Source organism: Alkalihalobacillus sp. R86527, assembly GCF_042466185.1.
In the GTDB taxonomy this organism is placed as follows: domain Bacteria; phylum Bacillota; class Bacilli; order Bacillales; family Guptibacillaceae; genus Guptibacillus.
Genome location: NZ_JAXHBW010000001.1, coordinates 1,446,423 through 1,462,378 on the forward strand (window position 1 = coordinate 1,446,423; position 15,956 = coordinate 1,462,378).

18 protein-coding genes are annotated in these 15,956 nt (G+C 39.2%); 12 read left to right on the forward strand and 6 right to left on the reverse strand.

The features are described 5' to 3' along the window. Positions 1 to 34 precede the first annotated feature (34 nt). The 4 genes from SJY16_RS07315 (at position 35) to SJY16_RS07330 (ending at position 4,242) form a co-directional block, all read left to right on the forward strand. On the forward strand, positions 35 to 1,684 hold the full coding sequence (locus SJY16_RS07315; protein WP_377888453.1) for an AMP-binding protein: 1,650 nt from the start codon (positions 35 to 37) through the stop codon (positions 1,682 to 1,684). 215 nt (positions 1,685 to 1,899) lie between these two features. Further along, complete coding sequence (gene cccA, locus SJY16_RS07320; protein WP_377888454.1) at positions 1,900 to 2,259, forward strand: cytochrome c550; 360 nt, start codon at positions 1,900 to 1,902, stop codon at positions 2,257 to 2,259. Between the two features lie 154 nt (positions 2,260 to 2,413). Beyond that, the gene (locus SJY16_RS07325; protein WP_377888455.1) at positions 2,414 to 3,124 is read left to right on the forward strand and encodes a tRNA (adenine(22)-N(1))-methyltransferase; all 711 of its coding nucleotides are present in this window, start codon (positions 2,414 to 2,416) and stop codon (positions 3,122 to 3,124) included. Continuing rightward, a complete protein-coding gene (locus tag SJY16_RS07330; RefSeq protein ID WP_377888456.1) occupies positions 3,121 to 4,242 on the forward strand; it encodes a Nif3-like dinuclear metal center hexameric protein in 1,122 nt (373 codons plus the stop codon). The genes SJY16_RS07325 and SJY16_RS07330 overlap by 4 nt, the downstream gene beginning before the upstream one ends. 32 nt (positions 4,243 to 4,274) lie before the next feature. Here the strand turns inward: SJY16_RS07330 and SJY16_RS07335 are convergent, their stop codons facing one another. Together SJY16_RS07335 and vrrA are read right to left on the reverse strand one after the other, a co-directional pair. Beyond that, entirely contained in the window at positions 4,275 to 5,219 is a 945-nt protein-coding gene (locus tag SJY16_RS07335; protein ID WP_377888457.1) for a 4-hydroxy-3-methylbut-2-enyl diphosphate reductase, read from the reverse strand. An 89-nt stretch (positions 5,220 to 5,308) separates the two neighbouring features. Beyond that, a complete protein-coding gene (gene vrrA, locus SJY16_RS07340) occupies positions 5,309 to 5,902 on the reverse strand; it encodes a VrrA/YqfQ family protein (RefSeq protein WP_377888459.1) in 594 nt (197 codons plus the stop codon). A gap of 198 nt (positions 5,903 to 6,100) precedes the next feature. On the opposite strand from vrrA, the gene SJY16_RS07345 reads away from it, so the two are divergent. Both SJY16_RS07345 and SJY16_RS07350 read left to right on the forward strand, forming a co-directional pair. Further along, positions 6,101 to 7,381: a DEAD/DEAH box helicase gene (locus tag SJY16_RS07345; protein WP_377888460.1), complete on the forward strand. Its 1,281-nt coding sequence runs from the start codon at positions 6,101 to 6,103 to the stop codon at positions 7,379 to 7,381. A gap of 100 nt (positions 7,382 to 7,481) precedes the next feature. Next, the gene (locus tag SJY16_RS07350; protein ID WP_377888461.1) at positions 7,482 to 8,375 is read left to right on the forward strand and encodes a deoxyribonuclease IV; all 894 of its coding nucleotides are present in this window, start codon (positions 7,482 to 7,484) and stop codon (positions 8,373 to 8,375) included. Positions 8,376 to 8,408: 33 nt separating this feature from the next. Here the strand turns inward: SJY16_RS07350 and SJY16_RS07355 are convergent, their stop codons facing one another. After that, on the reverse strand, positions 8,409 to 8,669 hold the full coding sequence (locus SJY16_RS07355) for a DUF2624 family protein (protein ID WP_377888462.1): 261 nt from the start codon (positions 8,667 to 8,669) through the stop codon (positions 8,409 to 8,411). Between the two features lie 147 nt (positions 8,670 to 8,816). Between SJY16_RS07355 and SJY16_RS07360 the strand changes: the two genes are divergently transcribed. From SJY16_RS07360 to SJY16_RS07380, 5 genes are all read left to right on the forward strand, one after another. After that, positions 8,817 to 9,683 carry a YitT family protein gene (locus tag SJY16_RS07360; protein WP_377888463.1) on the forward strand — a complete coding sequence of 289 codons (867 nt, stop codon included), beginning with the start codon at positions 8,817 to 8,819 and terminating at the stop codon, positions 9,681 to 9,683. Between the two features lie 366 nt (positions 9,684 to 10,049). Then, positions 10,050 to 10,559, forward strand: a complete 510-nt coding sequence (locus tag SJY16_RS07365; RefSeq protein WP_377888464.1) for a transglycosylase SLT domain-containing protein — start codon at positions 10,050 to 10,052, stop codon at positions 10,557 to 10,559. Between the two features lie 444 nt (positions 10,560 to 11,003). Then, positions 11,004 to 11,780 (forward strand): metal ABC transporter ATP-binding protein, encoded by a 777-nt coding sequence (locus SJY16_RS07370; RefSeq protein WP_377888465.1) that lies wholly within the window; start codon positions 11,004 to 11,006, stop codon positions 11,778 to 11,780. Next, positions 11,781 to 12,620, forward strand: coding sequence for a metal ABC transporter permease (locus SJY16_RS07375; RefSeq protein WP_377888466.1), 840 nt, complete (start codon positions 11,781 to 11,783; stop codon positions 12,618 to 12,620). A gap of 17 nt (positions 12,621 to 12,637) precedes the next feature. Then, positions 12,638 to 13,048: a Fur family transcriptional regulator gene (locus tag SJY16_RS07380; RefSeq protein WP_377888468.1), complete on the forward strand. Its 411-nt coding sequence runs from the start codon at positions 12,638 to 12,640 to the stop codon at positions 13,046 to 13,048. Positions 13,049 to 13,075: 27 nt separating this feature from the next. On the opposite strand, the gene SJY16_RS07385 is transcribed toward SJY16_RS07380, so the two are convergent. Beyond that, complete coding sequence (locus tag SJY16_RS07385; RefSeq protein ID WP_377888469.1) at positions 13,076 to 13,648, reverse strand: 5' nucleotidase, NT5C type; 573 nt, start codon at positions 13,646 to 13,648, stop codon at positions 13,076 to 13,078. A gap of 155 nt (positions 13,649 to 13,803) precedes the next feature. On the opposite strand from SJY16_RS07385, the gene SJY16_RS07390 reads away from it, so the two are divergent. Beyond that, positions 13,804 to 14,214, forward strand: coding sequence for a hypothetical protein (locus SJY16_RS07390; RefSeq protein ID WP_377888470.1), 411 nt, complete (start codon positions 13,804 to 13,806; stop codon positions 14,212 to 14,214). 51 nt (positions 14,215 to 14,265) lie between these two features. Here SJY16_RS07390 and ispG read toward each other — a convergent pair whose 3' ends face one another. Together ispG and SJY16_RS07400 are read right to left on the reverse strand one after the other, a co-directional pair. Then, the gene (gene ispG / locus SJY16_RS07395) at positions 14,266 to 15,384 is read right to left on the reverse strand and encodes a flavodoxin-dependent (E)-4-hydroxy-3-methylbut-2-enyl-diphosphate synthase (RefSeq protein WP_377888471.1); all 1,119 of its coding nucleotides are present in this window, start codon (positions 15,382 to 15,384) and stop codon (positions 14,266 to 14,268) included. 136 nt (positions 15,385 to 15,520) lie between these two features. Next, complete coding sequence (locus SJY16_RS07400; protein ID WP_377888472.1) at positions 15,521 to 15,847, reverse strand: hypothetical protein; 327 nt, start codon at positions 15,845 to 15,847, stop codon at positions 15,521 to 15,523. Positions 15,848 to 15,956 lie beyond the last annotated feature (109 nt).

Here is a 15,956-nt window from a genome sequence, read left to right on the forward strand (position 1 = left end):
GCGCTCGGTTAGAATAAACGATAGGAGTGAGCTTATGTCGGAATTGCTTCACGAAACTATTGGTTCCATGCTTGAACGGCAAGTTGAACGTTATTACAGTAGGGAAGCTGTGGTTTATTCGAAAGAGAAAATACGCTACACGTTTAGAGAATTTAATCAGGAAGTAAACCGTACTGCTAAAGCCCTTATGAATCTTGGAGTAGAAAAAGGTGAGCATGTGGCTGTTTGGGCAACAAACGTCCCTGAATGGCTTTTACTTCAATTTGCCACTGCCAAGATAGGAGCGGTACTCGTAACAGTCAATACAAATTACCAAAGCACTGAGTTAGAGTATGTGTTAATGCAATCCGATGCAACAAGATTATTCTTGATCAACGGTTTTAAAGGCACATCTTATCCTGAAGCATTCTTAAGCCTATTAAAGGACAATGACAAGGTAGTGAACGGTAGTTGTGCAGTTTCTGCGTTACCGTATTTGAAGGACGTTGTATTTATAGGTTCGGAAAATCGTGAAGAATTCAAATCATGGCAAACCTTTATGGATGGAAATGTAAATGTTCTGGATGATGAATTTATCCAGCGTAAAGGGAGTCTGGACCCCGATGATGTGATAAACATGCAGTACACTTCAGGTACAACAGGTTTTCCGAAAGGTGTTATGCTGACTCACGCGAATATCCTCAATAATGGATATCATATTGGACAATGTATGGAGCTTTCAGAAAAAGACCGCTTATGCATACCGGTTCCATTCTTTCATTGCTTTGGGTGCGTGCTTGGAACATTAGCAGCATTTTCTTCTGGAGCTTCAATCTTTCCTATAGTTGAATTTGACCCTGAACTCGTACTTCAAACCGTGGAGAAAGAACAGTGTACCGCTCTCCATGGGGTACCGACTATGTTTATTTCTGAATTAAACCATCCTTCCTTCGAGACATTTAATTTAGAAACGTTACGAACAGGAATTATGGCCGGGAGTCCATGTCCGATCGAAGTAATGAAGAAGGTCATGGACCAAATGAATATGACTGAGATCACCATTGCATATGGACAGACCGAATCATCACCGGTTATTACTCAGACAAGAACCAATGATCCAGTAGAGTACCGCGTGAATTCAGTTGGTAAAGCTCTTCCTGAAGTTGAGGTCAAAATTGTGAATCCGATTTCTGGTGATAATGCTGGCGCAAATGTTACTGGTGAATTGTGTACAAGGGGATACCATGTGATGAAAGGGTATTACAAGATGCCTGACGCCACGTGTGATGCAATTGATGACGAAGGCTGGTTACATACTGGGGATCTAGCTGAAATGGACGAAGAAGGCTATGTGAAAATTACAGGCCGCCTAAAAGATATGATTATCAGAGGGGGAGAAAACGTCTACCCTCGTGAAATTGAAGAATTTCTTTATACTCATCCAGCAATACTTGATGTTCAAGTAATTGGAATTCCAGACGAAAAATATGGAGAAAAGGTAGTTGCGTGCATTCAGAAAAAAGAAGGACAAGAAATAACTGAGACTGATATACTGGAGTACTGCCAGAATAAAATAGCGAGGTATAAGATACCTGCTCATATTTTCTTCATCGATCATTATCCGATGACAGCATCTGGTAAAATACAAAAATATCGCCTGCGAGAAACGGCTTTAAAATGGGCGCAACAAAATTCTGGAGTTTAATCGTATTGATGCACCGGCTCAAACGCTGGTGCATTTTGTTTTATGAAGAATATTTGCTATGATAGAACAAGGTTAAACAAAAGTTGACAAATATGTGATTTGCCTCGGTTTCCCTTTTCATTCATAGCGTTTTCAAGTAAAATATATAATGATTTGTTTACTCTTACATATTTGGGGAAAACTACATCAGCGAATCGGTACAAGGAGGAAAAAAAATGAAAAAGAATCCGCTTATTCCATTTGCATGGACAGCAGTCATCGGATTTATTCTCATTATTGGCGTTTCTTTTTGGGCAATGCAACAGGGTGGCGAAGAAGAAGCTTCTGGTGGAAAAGAAGAACAGAAAGCTGAAGCTGCTGCTCCTGAAGAGATTTATTCCCAGAACTGTGCATCTTGTCACGGAGGAGACCTTGGAGGTCAAGTTGGCCCTGCTTTAAATGCAGTTGGTGGCAAATATTCCAAGGATGAGATCCTAGGAATTATTAAAAACGGTAAAGGCTCTGGTATGCCAGCCGGTGTCATTCAAGGTGAACAAGCAGAAGCCGTTGCCAAGTGGCTTTCTGAGAAGAAATAAGATGAGATTAGAAGCTTTCTGTGTAAACAGAAGGCTTTTCTATTTGTAATTGCTTTCAAGCAAACGTGTTTGATACAAAGATCCAATCGCCTTTTAATCGATAACTTTTAAGGGTAATTTAATAAATGAAAATCTAATGAGTAGTGGTGACATCATGAACGATAAACTATTGTCAGACCGATTAAAAATGGTGGCTAGTTATGTACCTGCTAATAGTTCTGTTGCAGATATTGGCTCAGACCATGCGTATTTACCGTGTTATTTAATGAATCAACAAAGAATTTCATATGCAATCGCAGGGGAAGTGAATGAAGGGCCCTTTCAATCTGCTGTTAATCAAGTGAATCGAAGTGGCTTTTCAGAAAGTATTTCAGTCAGAAAAGGAAATGGTTTACAAGTTGTAGAGCCTGGGGAAGTAGACGTTATAACGATTGCTGGTATGGGTGGACAACTCATTCGTACTATTCTTCTTGAGGGGATAGAAAAGTTAAATGGTGTTTCACGCCTTATTCTGCAACCAAATGTCGCTGCTCATCTGTTAAGACAACGCCTGGCTGAACTAGACTGGGAATTAGTCGATGAGCGCATCCTTGAAGAAGATAAAAAAATATATGAAGTGCTCGTGTTTGATGTTGGGAATGGAGATAATCCTTATCGATCTTTAAGTGAGAGAGAACGAGCGAAAGCCATTTTAGTTGGTCCAAAGCTCGCTAAGGAGAAAAATGAAGCATTTATCAAGAAATGGAAGCACGAACTTGAGAAGAGGGAGCGTATCCTTCGTTCGATGGAAAATGCTGAAGTACCATCAGAGAAAGAAGCGAAAGTTAACTATGAAATTGATATAATTAAGGAGGTCATATCTTGAGTAAGCAAGCTTCAGGACAAGCGATCATTCAAGAATTCGAATCATGGTCAAAGAAGAAGTATGCAGAAGATGGTGATCCGATAGGTCTGCAGGTTGGGAGCCTCAACAAAAAAATAAACAAAGTAATGACGACGCTAGATGTCTTGCCAACAGTAGTTGAGGAAGCTATTCGTGAAGAGGTAGACTTGATTATTGCTCATCATCCAATTCTCTATAAACCTCTTAAGAAAATTAATCTAGATACAGAACAAGGCAAGATGATAGCGCAATTAATTAAACATGATATAACAGTGTACGCTGCACATACAAATTTGGATGTTGCGCCTGGCGGTGTAAACGATATGTTAGCAGAAGCGCTCGGCTTAACGAATACAGAAGTACTAGTGAAAACATTTAAAGAATCATATAAGAAAATCGCAGTATTTGTTCCATCCACGCATGAGTCTGAAGTGCGAGAAGCTCTTGGTCAAGCTGGCGCCGGATTTATAGGAGGCTATAGTAATTGTACATTTAGCTCTGGAGGTACTGGAAGATTCAAACCAACTGAAGGGACAAACCCTTATTTAGGTGAGCAGGGTAAGGTAGAGGCTGTGGATGAAGTGAAAATCGAAAGTATCTTTCCAGCTGATGAACAGACAAAGATTCTGAGAGCTGTGCTTAAAGCACATCCATATGAAGAAGTAGCTTATGATATTTACCCACTTGAAAATGAAGCGAAATCTTACGGTCTTGGGCGTATTGGATATCTAAAAAATGAGATGAGCCTTGAAGAGTTTGCAAACTTGACGAAAGAAAAGCTTGGATCAAAAGGTGTACGAATAGTAGGGGACCTGTCATCTACTGTGAAGAAGGTTGCGGTGCTAGGTGGAGATGGTAATAAATTCATCAGTGTGGCACGATTTAGTGGTGCGGATGTATTTGTGTCTGGAGATATCTATTACCATGTAGCGCATGACGCAATGATTGAAGGGTTGCAAATTATCGATGCTGGTCATAATATCGAGAAGATCATGATCGAAGGAGTAAGAAAGAAGTTACAAACGGTTATGACTGAGAAGAAGTATTCAACTGAAGTGATCGGTTCAAAAGTAGACACAGATCCATTTCAATTTAAGTAAAAAAAGATGCCGTCCTTCGACGGCATCTTTTTTTATTTCTTAACTTTAACTTTTGGAAGAATTTTTGAAGAAGGTACGTTCCGTTCTCTTTCCCAAGTTTCTGGATTATTATCATCATACTGGTCAAGGAAACGAATAACTTCTTTTGTAATTGGGGTCGGAGTAGAAGCGCCAGCGGTAACCCCTACAGTTTCAACTCCTTTGAGCCATTCCAACTCAATTTCGGTTACATCTGCAATTCGGTATGCTGGTGTTCCGGCAACTTCAATAGAAACCTGTGCCAAACGATTAGAATTATTACTTTTCGGATCGCCAACAACAAGTAATAAATCTGTCTCCCCGGCTTGCTCTGCTACAGCTTCCTGGCGAACTTGTGTTGCATTACATATTTCATTATGAATCACGGCATGAGGATATTTCTCTGTAGCTTTTTCGATAATTTCTTGAACATCCCACTGACTCATTGTTGTCTGATTCGTGATAATAATTCGTTCAGAATCAATGTTGAGTTGTGCGACTTCTTCTGGCTTCTCAACTAGGTGTACAATGTCAGGAGCGATTCCCATAGCACCCTCTGGCTCTGGATGTCCCTTTTTACCTATATAAATTACATGATAGCCTTCTTTTTTCTTCTCACGAATGAGGTCGTGCGTAACAGTTACGTCAGGACATGTAGCATCAAGAACAGTTAGTCCTTTTTCTTCAGCAAGCTCCCTGACTTGAGGAGAAACACCATGTGCTGTGAAAATGACGGTTCCTTGATCAACTTGCTCTAGAATTTCCATACGGTTAGGACCGTCGAGTGTGATGATGCCCTCATCTTCAAATGCGTCTGTAACGTGTTTATTATGAACAATCATGCCAAGAATGAAAATTGGCCTTGGTAACGTCTTATCCATTGCTGCGTTGCGGGCGATGACCATCGCATCGACTACACCATAGCAGTAGCCTCTAGGTGAAATTTTCTTTACGTTCATCGAGTACCTCCTCAATCCACACGGATTGTCGTATAACTTATCTTTGATTTATTATAAAGCAGATTGAGGTATATCTCAATGAAATGACGTTAAACGTAAAGTTTTGGTTTGGATTTACTTGTCTGGATTATAGTAGGTTCTGGTCTCTTCTTTTTCTTAGGTTTTTGTACAGGAACCTTTTTACCGTTTTCTTTCTTATCCTTGGTGGATTCAGTTTCTTCTTCGCTAACATCAGTTTCTGCATCTTCTGAACTAGAAGAGTTTTTGTATTCTTTGAATAGAGCAATCATCTCGGGCAATTGTTTTACCATCGGCCCGTACTGTTGGACCATTGGTTTAATGGTATCTGCAGCTTGCATAACTTTTTGAACATTTTGTACCATGCCCATCATGTCCATGCCGCCGCCCTGTGAACTTCCCTGTATTAAGTTAGAAAGCATACCTCCAGCACGTTGTGCTCCACCTAAACCACCAGTTTGCATTCCTTGAAATGAGCCTGGAGGCATTGGAAGCGATTGAGTTGAACCTCCGCCTCCGCCTAATAGTTTAGATAAGAGTCCGCCCATTCCTGAAGGAGTGGGTGGAGTAACTCCAGGACCGGGTGCTCCGCCGAATCCACCGGAGAATGGAAATCCCATCCCCGAACCTAAACCACCTGGAGGGGAGGGAGGGGATTGATTCATATGTTGTCCTCCTTTCCATAAGGTGACCATTGTATATTCTTGTTAATAATAAGATATGCTGTGAAAAATTGAATGTGTGGAAACAAGTGATAATGGGCATGACAGAATAAAAGGTTCCTTTTCCCTTCTTAGTATGTATGGCGTATTTGTGTAATCTGGTCTATAATACAAGGTGGATTAATGGATGGAGGAAAGAAAATGAAACAACATTTCAATAGATTAGAACTTAAACCTTTTTTAATAAAGTCTCTAGAAGAACAAAAATTCACAAGGCCAACTGAGATTCAAGAACGCCTTATCCCTGCGATTCGAAATGGAGATAGTGCTATAGGACAATCTCAAACCGGATCTGGAAAGACGCTTGCTTTCTTATTGCCTTTAATTCATAGGGTAGATCAAACAAAGAGTGAATGTCAGGCTGTAATCACTGCGCCGACTCGTGAACTCGCAAATCAAATTTACGACGAAGCAGTGAAGCTTGTAGCTCACCTTCCTGAAGATGAAGCCATCTCCATCAAACAAGCAGTAGGTGGTACAGATCGTAAACGAATGATCACAAAAATGAAGAATACCCCTCATGTTGTTATCGGAACACCAGGAAGAATTAAAGACCTAGTTGAAGAACAGGCATTGAATGTTTATACTGCATCGATGCTAGTGGTAGACGAAGCAGATCAAATGCTAGACATGGGCTTTATTGAAGACGTGGATTTTATTGCTGCTAGAATGGCTCAAAAGCTACAGATGCTTGTATTTTCAGCTACAGTTCCACAGAGCTTACAGCCTTTCTTGAAGAAATATATGAACAATCCAAAGTTTGTTCAAGTTAACGCTGAAAGAGTAACAGCTGACAAAGTTGAGAATATTTTCGTGCCAGCTAAATACCGTGAAAAGAACGATGTTCTTCTTAACGTAACGAAGGCAATCAATCCGTATCTTGCGCTTGTATTTACGAATACGAAACAAACGGCGGATGAGGTTGCTGATTTCCTCATCGAAAGCGGATATAATGTTGAACGACTTCATGGAGATGTACAACCGCGGGCACGTAAGCAAATCATGAAGAAAATTCAGCGTGCAGAGTGTCAGTACGTCGTTGCAACAGATCTAGCTTCAAGAGGAATTGATATTAAGGGTGTTTCTCATGTTATCAACTATGAACTCCCTAAAGATTTAGATTTCTATATTCACAGAGTGGGAAGAACAGCTAGAGCAGGCTTAGATGGAATCGCTTATACGTTAGCTGAACCTTCTGACCAACAAGCGATTCAAAAGCTAGTTGACAAAGGGATCAGCGTTACTTATAAGGAAGTTAAGAACGGTGAATGGATCGAATCGAAACCATTAACACCTAGAAAAAAACCGACGTCATCTAAACCTGACGTATTTGTTCCTAAACCTAAAAAGGTGAAGCCAGGTTACAAGAAAAAAATGGAGCGCGAACGCGAACGTCTTCAGCATAAGCGTGGAAGAAAATAGAACCAAAAGCCCTCTCATTAAGTAGAGGGCTTTTGGTTGCTTTACCTTATAAAAGTCGCTGTGCTATCATAAAAGTTGTGTTAAGAAAGGATGAAGACAAATGCTTAAGATTGGTTCACACGTCTCCATGAGTGGTGACAAAATGTTGTTAGCTGCTAGTGAAGAGGCAGCATCTTATGGAGCTACAACGTTCATGATTTATACCGGTGCTCCACAAAACACGAGAAGAAAAGCGATTGAAAGACTTAACATTGAAAAAGGAACTGAACATATGAAAGAGCACGGCATCGATAATATCGTTGTCCATGCCCCTTATATTATTAATATTGGAAACACAACAAAGCCTGAAACATTTCAATTAGGTGTGGATTTTCTTAGGTCAGAGATTGAGCGAACACACGCACTTGGAGCTCGTCAAATTGTCCTTCACCCTGGTGCGCATGTTGGTGCAGGAGCAGAAAAGGGAATTGAGAAAATTATTGAAGGTCTTAATGAAGTGCTTACTGCAGACCAGGAAGTTCAAATCGCTCTTGAAACGATGGCTGGAAAAGGTTCTGAATGCGGAAGAACCTTTGATGAGCTCGCAAAAATTATTGATGGTGTCACACATAACGATAAGCTCTCTGTATGTTTTGATACGTGTCACACTCATGATGCTGGTTATGACATCGTTAATAATTTTGATGAAGTACTCGATGAGTTTGATAAAAAAGTTGGTATTGACCGCTTGAAAGTACTTCATATCAATGATAGCAAAAATGAGAGAGGCTCTCATAAAGATAGACATGAAAACATCGGGTTTGGCCACATCGGATTTGATGCACTAAATAAGATCATTCATCATGATCAGCTTAAAGATGTGCCGAAAATTCTAGAAACACCATATGTGGGAGAAGATAAGAAAAGCAAAAAACCTCCATATAAACTAGAAATCGAAATGCTTCGTGCACAAAAATTCGATGATAATCTTAAAGAGAAGCTCTTGGGGAAATAACAATCAAAAAACCGCTGAAAAAGCGGTTTTTTCTTACTCATTGAGGAACGATTTAATCAGCTTATTCACTTGTGATGCAACCCTAGGATTCACTTCGCGACTAATTTTCATCAATATTCTTTTTCGTTGTGCTTTATTAGAAATATCGATGTTCTCTTGTTTTAATATTTGAACAATCTGTTCAGCATCTGTTCTTGAGAGCGTTAAATTATATTGACCTGAGAGCTGCAATAATTCATCAGTGGTGATTCTGTTTAGTTTGAAATTAACAAGTTGAAGCTGAATTGGATTCATCACGATTCCTCCTTTGACTATCACATACTATGCATTTAGTCGTTTGAGGTGTTAACAAAATACAAAGGTATTCGATTGAATGTTATAATAATTTGTGTACGATTTTATATATAAGTATCTACATATTTACTTGCCTAGGAGGGCACAATGCAAAAAAAACAACATCGGAAAGAAAGTAAAACGCACCTGATCTATCGTTTGTTGATGATTATGATAGGAGCTTTTCTTGCTGCTGCATCGATTGAATTATTCCTAGTTCCAAACCAATTGATCGATGGTGGGATTATTGGTGTTTCGCTAATTTTAGATCATCTCACACCATTCAACTTCGCTGTGCTAGTCATCATTCTTAACCTTCCATTTATGTATTATGGTTACAAACAAATCGGAAAGACCTTTGCTTTTTCTACTTTGTTCGGCATTATTGGCCTTGCAGCATTTGAAACAATCCTTCATCACACTGAGCCTTTTACAAGTGAGCCTATTTTAGGAACGGTTTTTGGAGGGCTTACACTAGGTGTCGGGGTCGGACTTGTCATTCGTCATGGTGGTTCAATGGATGGCACGGAGATATTAGGTATTTTACTAACTAAAAAACTCCCTTTTTCTATTGGAGAATTCGTAATGTTTGTGAATATCTTCATCTTCACTTGGGCTGGGTTTGTTTTCAGTTGGGAAAATGCGATGTATTCCGTTATGGCTTACTATATTGCTTTTAAAACGATTGATACTGTTATTCAGGGGTTAGATGAGACGAAAGCTGTTTTGATTGTATCGGACGATTATGAAGAGATTTCTAATGCTATTTTAGATCGATTAGGTAGAGGAACCACTAAGCTTATTGGAAAAGGCGGATACACGGATGAAGAAAAAGAGGTTATCTACGTAGTTATTACACGTCTTGAAGTAACCAAATTAAAAGGTGTCATCTATGATATCGATGATCATGCATTTATTACTATCATGAACACGCAAGAAACAAGAGGGGCGAAATTCAAGTCTCCAATTCATTAGACTTCCTTAGCAAAGGAAGTCTTTTTATATGTTCTTGATCTACAAGCACTATAGTAGAAATGTTTGAGAATAACGTGATAGGGTATAACCTTAACTGGTGCTCTCCAGAATCAAATACCAGTTGTAAAGGAGTGCAAGACTATCAATTTTTATCAACAAAATTCCAGAACCAAATTATCAGTAATCACTGCAATTGTTCTCACAGTCATATTAGCTCTAGTCCTTATTAATACTCATCTACTAAATGAACAAGTTGCTGACGCTGAAACAAAAGTCGGGGTTTTAAATAAGAAGTCAACATCCCAAAGTGAGTCAAAGAAAGCTCAGACGGAGCTTCTGAAGCTAGAGAAGGAAACAGGATATTCCTTGGACGCTAGCTCGATTAGTATTGAAGAATGGAAACAAGCAAAAGAATACTCCAAGAACTTCTATGAAGACAGTGATGGGAGATTTAAAGAAAAGTGGGGTATGTTCCTGTCTTTTCAATCAATGAAGTCTGATATTGATCCAGCTATTGCATATGAGTTATTAAAAGTAGAAACAGGAAATAAGTTTGATCCAGAATTAACCGGACCTCAAACGAAATATGGACGAGCTTATGGAATGGCACAATTCATGAAGAATACAGCTCCTTGGATAGCGGATATGGCAGGTATCGAATACTCAGAAGACAAACTGTTTGATCCTTATTATTCCATGACATTGTCGGTCACATATTTAGAATACCTTTATCAAAAGTATGATAATTGGGATGAAGCCCTGACGGCTTATAACCGTGGCATTGCTGGTTTGGAGACTTACGTTTTAGAAAAAGGAACACCCAAGAGCGGTTATTCAGAAGAGATACAAGAAAAAGCAAGTCTCCATGAAAGTTAATACCAACATGGAATAGCACCTGCGTTTCATTTTGCATTGAAACGTGAAAAAGGACTCGCCAGAGAATGGCGGGTCTTTTTGTATGGAGGAGAATTAGAAAAGGCTATGAATTAAGATTTGGATATCCTCGATATGGCTAGTAGGTTGTATAGAGTTCGTCTCCTTCTTCATTTATTTGTTCGTTCCATATTCATATGATAAAATACCTTTTTTATTGTCTCGCTTTACTATATTGAACTTTCTTGCTTGATAAATGGTTGCAAGAGAACTGTAAGTTTATTCATACTTGATTTCTCCGAGCATCATACTGTTATAACTTTTAGCACCAGATTTTTTATCAAATCATTTATGAATCGAACTTATAAAATTTACAAAACCATTCATTAAAGATATACTACTAATGTAAATCGTAATCATTCTTAAAAAGATGGCAGGTTTTAATTTATGACAACTAATACAAACATGATTGACGTGAATAATATTTCCTTCCATTATGGTGACCGTTATGTTTTAGAAGACGTTTCTTTCTCTGTTCCAAAAGGAGCTTTCGTTGGACTAGTGGGCCCTAATGGTTCAGGTAAATCAACATTAATTAAGATTGTACTTGGTTTGCTGAAACCACAAAAGGGTCAAATCCATTTACTTGGTAAACAAGTCAGCAAATTTCAACAATGGAGCAAGATTGGATATGTATCCCAGAAAGCGAATAGTTTTAATTCGGGTTTTCCTGCTTCTGTTTTTGAGGTAGTCTCAATGGGGCTTACTAGCAAACTTGGGTTGTTTCGGTTCATGAAATCGACCCATAAGCAGGCGGTGACTGATGCTCTAACCCTTGTCGGTATGGAGGAATACTCCGAAAGCAATATAGGAGAACTCTCAGGAGGGCAACAGCAAAGAATTTTTATTGCACGAGCATTAGTTAGTGATCCAGATTTTCTCATTCTTGATGAACCTACAGTAGGTGTGGACGCTGGATCAACGAGTGAATTCTACAACTTACTCGGAAAGCTGAATAAGGAAAACGGAATAACCTTGTTATTAGTCACGCATGACATCGGTACAATTACGGACAAGGTCACTCATGTGGCTTGCCTAAATAGAACATTACATTTTCATGGTGAAACAGAAGAATTTGAACAGTTTAATGATAGTGATCTATCTGACTTTTATGGACACCATGTACATGTTTTAAATCACGACCATGGTCACGGAGGAGTCTAGATGATTGAAGCAATATGGAAATTCGAATTTTTGCAAAATGCTTTCTTGGCGGGAGCATTAATTGGTGTGATCGCTCCACTTCTTGGAGTTTTTCTAGTTGTTAGAAGACAAGCATTGATTGCTGACGCCTTATCTCACATTACGCTTGCTGGTATTGCAGCTAGCCTTCTAATGGGGAAATACATCACAAGTTGGCAATTCGTAAACCCAGTCTATATGGGAATGGGTTTTTCTGCAGTTGGCTCACTTTTTATCGAACAGCTTCGAAAGGTATATAAACATTTTGAAGAACTTGCGATACCGATTACCCTATCTGGTGGAATAGGGTTAGGCGTCGTTTTTATTTCTCTTGCTGATGGTTTTAATTCGGATTTATTTAATTATTTGTTCGGAAGTGTTATTGCAATAAGTAGGGGAGATCTGTTGGCCGTATCAGTGATTACGTTTGTGGTACTTGTAGTGGTAATCATGTTATACAAAGAGTTGTTCTTCCTTTCGTTTGATGAAGAACACGCCGTTGTTTCAGGGATAAGAGGAAAGTGGATTCATACCGTATTTATTCTTATCGTAGCTTTTGTCATCGCAGTATCGATGCAAATCGTCGGAGTCCTTTTAGTATCAGCATTAATGACCCTTCCGGTTGCAGCAAGTATAAGGGTTGCAAAAGGATTCAAACAAACGATATTTCTTTCCATAATTATTGGGGAGTGTTCAGTGATTGGTGGATTGGTACTCGCGTACTATCTTGATATTGCTCCTGGCGGGACGATAGTGTTGTTATCTGCAGTCATATTAGTGCTTATTCTTATCTTTAAGCGCTGGCAACAAGGGAAATCTTAACGCAAAGAGGTGGAAAGATGAATGTATCTATTGCTTTAGAGATTCTGAAGAATGAGGGCTTTAAATATACTGAAAAGAGGGAGAACCTAGTAGCTTTCTTTGCTGAAGAAAGTAGGTACCTTCCAGCTAAAGAAGTCCTAACGTATATGCAAAAAAGTTATCCAGGGATGAGTGTGGATACAATTTACAGGAATCTTACTCTATTTAGGGATTTAGGTATCCTTGAGGAAACAGAATGGAATGGTGAAAAGCGTTACCGACTAAGTTGCGCGACTAATTCTCATCACCACCATCTCATTTGCCTTGATTGTGGGCGAACTCGACAAATAGAAGCATGTCCAATGGATAATATTCCAGTATATGATGCAGATTTTGAAGTTGTTGGACATAAATTTGAAATTTATGGTAAATGCGGAGCGTGTCAATAATAATAGTAATGACAAAAGCGGAAGGAGCTACCTTCCGCTTTCATAGTGATAAAGCCATTCTTTTGCATCAATCCAGTTGTTCATTCTTATAACACCAGAGGGCGTGGGACCCTGATTATACGGTGTGTTAAAGAGAATAACGGGAATATTACATTCTTCAGCAATTGCACATGCATTATCGTGTTTGTCTTCAAAAAAGACTTCCACCTGATGGTGTTTAATGGATTCGATTTTATTGTGTTTGCCAATTAAATCAATGTGATGGTACGGAACATCGTTAACTGTGAACCATTCCTTTGTTGTTTCAAACAGGTGATTGCCTCTAGCACTAATGTAAACGAGCTCGTACTCATTTTTCCAACGATGTAGAGTAGGGTGAGCGTGATCAGCTATATAAGCATTAGAGTAGATATGTTCTTCATTTTCTTTTAACCAATTCAGAAATTCAGCTTTTGAAACATTTAATAACCCGGCAAGATCATATTGAGTAATATCTTCAAGCACTAATTTCTTGTTAAACGATGAATTTAAATATGGTAAAAATGTTTTTGGGCTCGTTACTGTACCATCAATATCTAACCCGAGTCTTTGTAGTGGCATAAAAAAACTCCTTTTCTTTCGCTCTTTTTCAATCATATCATATCCAGCACTGAACTTATGAAATTGGAAGTAACTTACTTCATATATGCAAATAAGCGATTGAGTTATTGCGAATACTAATCATGCTCCACTACACATTAAAGTGAGGGATGTAAATGACAGAAGACAGACACGATGAGGAATTGGATCTTCTTGAAGAAAGAAGATCCGCTATCACATCAGAAGAGGATTTCCTTGAGGAGTCAGCTGCAGAAGTAGCTCCGTCAGGAGTTCTTGATCGTCCTTATTTACAGTCGCCTGAAAATGAACGTCCAAGATCTGAGGAGCGGGAAGAGCATTTTGAAGCTAAAAGTCACGAGCAAGAAACGACTGGTGTAGGTGTGGGTGTGGCTGCACTAGCACTATCGGTAATCTCTCTATTCATATTACCCGTCATTTTTGGAGCAGCGGGTATCGTGGTAGGATTTATTGCGAGAAGGAGAGGACTTACAACTCTCGGGAGCTGGGCTATCGGTGTTGGAGTTGCCTCAATGATCATTTCGCTATTCTTTGCCCCATTCTTTTAGTGAATAAGTGTAAAAAAGCCTGTTCTCCATTGTGGAGAACAGGCTTTCTTTCTATTTGTTTGCTTCAGCTTTTGCTTTTTCTTCTTCCATCTTCTTATAATGTTCTTCCGCAATCTTATCGACTTCTTTTTTCAGCTCATCGACCATAATTTCTTCAGGTACTTTTCGGATGATTTCGCCGTGTCGGAAAAGTAGTCCTTCTCCTCGTGCACCTGCAATACCGATATCAGCTTCTCGTGCTTCTCCGGGGCCGTTTACAGCACAGCCTAAGACAGCGACTTTGATTGGAGCTTTTATCGTCGAGATATACTCCTCAACTTCATTTGCAATACTGATAAGATCAATTTCAATTCTTCCGCAAGTAGGACAAGAAATCAATGTTGCAGCATTAGCAGCTAGGCCGAATGATTTAAGAAGTTCGCGTGCAACTTTTACTTCTTCCACAGGATCAGCGCTTAATGAGATACGAGCTGTATTTCCAATTCCTTTAGAAAGAATAACACCTAGACCTGCAGCGCTTTTTACAGTTCCTGCGAAGAGCGTTCCAGATTCGGTAATTCCAAGGTGAAGTGGATAATCAAAAGATTTCGCAGCTAGTTCATATGCTTCAGTTGCAAGGTTTACATCTGAAGCTTTCATAGACACGATAATGTCGTAGAAATCAAGGTCCTCGAGAATCTTAATATGATGAAGTGCGCTTTCTAACATTCCTTGTGCGGTTGGATAACCGTACTTTTCAAGGATCTTTCTTTCCAGTGAACCAGCGTTTACTCCGATTCTAATTGGAATCCCTTTAGCTTTCGCAGCTTTTACAACTGCTTCAACTTTCTCTCTTCTTCCGATGTTCCCAGGGTTGATGCGGATTTTGTCCGCGCCACCTTCAATAGCCTTAAGTGCGAGCTTATAGTCAAAGTGAATGTCAACAACAAGTGGAATGTTAATGCGTTTCTTTATTTCTGGAATCGCATCTGCAGCGCGCTCATCAGGACAAGCTACACGAACGATCTGACATCCAGCTTCTTCTAAACGTTCAATTTCAGCCACAGTGGCTTCAACGTCGTGTGTTTTTGTCGTTGTCATACTTTGAATAACAACCTCATTGTTTCCGCCTATTGTTAAAGGACCTACTTTTACAGGTCTTGTTTTGGTACGGTGAGTAATTTCATTCATGCGAAAATCGCTCCTTTTACATGTAGGATCATACCTCATGATTAGATAGCTTAATGTATTTCCCGAATAAGGATTTGGACTCATTTGTAATACTATCTCATTGTAGCAACTTATGAATACGATTGACAAGAAATAATCACTGACTATCGACATCCTTGTATGAAGGTACTTTATATTGTTCACCGATTTGGATGCGAGTAGGAGCGATACCATTTAGTTCTTTGAAATCTTCTACGACTGTATCGATGGAAACGGGAATCGTACCATTTGTCTTTTCTACAATAGAAAGTACTGTATCACCCGCATTTACTTCATAAGTGATATAGGACTGTTTTGGATCGTTTTGGTTCGAATTAACTGGGATAGAGGCTTGTCGGTGAGTAGCTAATGTCCCTGTGGTTAAATCGTAATAAGTTGTATGAAGCACTAAGATTATGATAAAAGCAGTTATAAGTTTACGCATTGCAAACCCCGCTTTCTTAAACTATTTTATTTCTACCCTATGCTTGTCCAATGAGAGGTATGACATTGTTTTTCGAATTTTCTTTTCTTTCCAATGGGACTGCAGTAAA